Source organism: Longimicrobium sp., from assembly GCF_036399255.1.
Lineage (GTDB): Bacteria > Gemmatimonadota > Gemmatimonadetes > Longimicrobiales > Longimicrobiaceae > Longimicrobium.
In genome coordinates this window covers 1-2587 of record NZ_DASWNM010000059.1, presented here as the reverse complement: position 1 = coordinate 2587, position 2587 = coordinate 1, and the positions used below count along the sequence as shown (strand labels likewise).

Annotated in this window: 1 protein-coding gene; it reads left to right on the top strand. The window is 76.0% G+C overall.

Translation table 11 applies throughout. The features are described 5' to 3' along the window. Positions 1 to 2587 (top strand): condensation domain-containing protein (locus VGC13_RS09430; RefSeq protein ID WP_331124990.1); only part of this gene is annotated, 2587 nt, incomplete at both ends.

Below are 2587 nucleotides of genomic sequence, written 5' to 3'. Positions count from 1 at the left end.
CGGGGCGATCGCCAACACCACGCTGTACGTGCTGGACCCGGCCGGGAACCCGGCGCCGCTGGGCGTGCCGGGCGAGCTGTTCATCGGCGGGGCGGGCGTGGCGCGCGGGTACCTGGGGCGGCCGGGGCTGACGGCGGAGCGCTTCGTTCCCGACGCGTTCGGCGCGGCCGGAAGCCGCCTGTACCGCACCGGCGACCGGGTGCGGCGGCGGGAAAGTGCGGAAGTGCGTGAGTGCGTGAATCCGGGAGCCGACCCGGCAGCCGCGAACTCCCGCACTGACGCACTGACGCACTCACGCACTTCCGTTCTGGAGTTCCTGGGGCGGGTGGACTTTCAGGTGAAGCTGCGCGGCTTCCGCATCGAGCTGGGCGAGATCGAGTCCGCCCTGCGCGCGCATCCCGCCGTCGGCGGCGCGGTGGCGGCGGTGCGCGGGGAGGGCGGCGACGCGCGGCTCGTGGCGTATCTCCTCCCGCGCGATCCGCGGGCGACACCCGCGGGCGCGGAGCTGCGGGCGTTCCTGCGCGAGCGGCTGCCGGAGTACATGCTCCCCTCCGCCTTCGTGGCGCTGGACGCGTTCCCCCTGACGCCCAACGGCAAGGTGGACCGCAAGGCGCTCCCCGCGCCGGACGGGCGCACCGAGGAGCGGCCGTTCGTGGCCCCGCGCACCCCGCGCGAGCAGGCGCTGGCGGAGATCTGGCGCGAGGTGCTGGGGCTGGAGCGCGTGGGGCTGGAGGACGACTTCTTCAGCCTGGGCGGCCACTCCCTCCTGGCCACGCAGGTGCTTTCGCGCGTGCGGCGCGAGCTGGGCGTGGAACTGCCCCTGCGCGCGCTGTTCGAGGCGTCCACGGTGCGCGCGCTGGCGGAGCGGATGGACGGGGCGGGCGCGGCGGACGGGCCGGAGCTGGTGCGCGTGGAGCGTGGCGGCCCGGTGCCGCTCTCGTTTGCCCAGGAGCGGATGTGGTTCCTGGAGCGGATGTCGCCGCACGCGGGCGTCTACAACATGCCCGAGGCGGTGGCACTGGACGGGCCGCTGGGCGTGGAGGCGCTGCGGCGCGCCTTCCAGGCGCTGATCGAGCGCCACGAGGTGCTGCGCACGCGCTACGCCGAGGTGGACGGCCAGCCCGTGCAGGACGTGCTGCCGCCGCCGCAGTTCGCCCTTCCGGTGGAGGACGCCGCGGAGGCGCAGGTGCAGGCGCGCATGCTGGACGACGCGCGCGCCCCCTTCGACCTGCGCGAGGGGCCGCCGATCCGCGCGCGCCTGCTGCGGATTGCCCCCGAGCGGCACGTGCTGCTGCTGAACGTGCACCACATCGCCGCCGACGGCTGGTCGTGGGGGGTGATGCTGCGGGAGCTGACGCTGCTGTACCGCGCCTTTGCGCGTGGCGAGGCGGCGCCGCTGGCCGAGCTGCCGGTGCAGTACGCCGACTACGCGGTGTGGCAGCGGGCGTGGCTGCACGGGGCGCAGATGGAGCGGCAGCTGGCGTTCTGGCGCGCGCGGCTGGCGGGCGCGCCCGCGCTGCTGGAGCTGCCGGCGGACCGCCCGCGCCCGGCCGAGCAGGACGAGCGCGGCGCCGCGCACCACTTCACCCTGGCGCCGGCGGTGGCGCATGCGGCGCGGGCGCTGGCGCGCCGCGAGGGCGCCACGCTGTACATGGTGCTGCTGGCGGCGTGGACCGCGACCCTGCACCGCTGGACCGGGCAGGACGACGTGGTGGTCGGCTCGCCGGTGGCGGGGCGGGCGCGGCCGGAGACGGAGGGGCTGGTCGGCCTGTTCGCGGGGAGCCTGGCCATGCGCACGGACGTGGGCGGGGACCCCGCCTTCCGCGCGCTGCTGGCCCGCGTGCGCGAGACGGCGCTGGGCGCGTACGCGCACCAGGACGTGCCGTTCGAAGAGCTGGTGCAGGCGCTGGAGGTGCCGCGCAGCCTGAGCCACTCGCCCGTCTTCCAGGTGATGTTCGGCCTGCAGAACGTCCCCGCGGGCGACCTGGCGCTGGACGGCGTCCGCGCGCGCACCCTGCCGACGGTGCTCAGCACCTCGCGCTTCGACCTGATGGTGCTGGTGGACGAGACCGAGGGCGAGCTGCGCGCGCTGGTGGAGTACGCCACCGCGCTCTTCGACGCGTCCACCATCGAGCGGATGATGGGCCACTTCGGCGCGCTCCTTTCCGCCGCCCTGGCCGATCCCGACGCGCGCATCTCCGCGCTGCCGCTGCTGTCACCTGCGGAGCGCGCCGCGGTCGTCCAGCGGGGGAACGAGACGGAGCGCGACTGGCCCTTCGCCGCCGTGCACCGCCTGTTCGCGGAGCAGGCGGCGCGGACGCCGGACGCGGTGGCGGTGGAAGGTGAGGACGGCGCGCTGACGTACGCACAGCTGGACGCGCTCTCGGCGGGCGTGGCGGCGGCGCTGCGGGCGCGCGGGGCGGGGCGCGGAAGCCTGGTCGCCGTGTGCGCGGAGCGCTCGGCGCGGATGGTGGCGGCGCTGCTGGGCGTCCTGCGCACCGGCGCCGCGTACCTGCCGCTGGACCCCGAGTATCCGGCGGACCGCCTGTCGTACATGCTGGAGGATTCCGGCGCGTCCGTCCTGCTG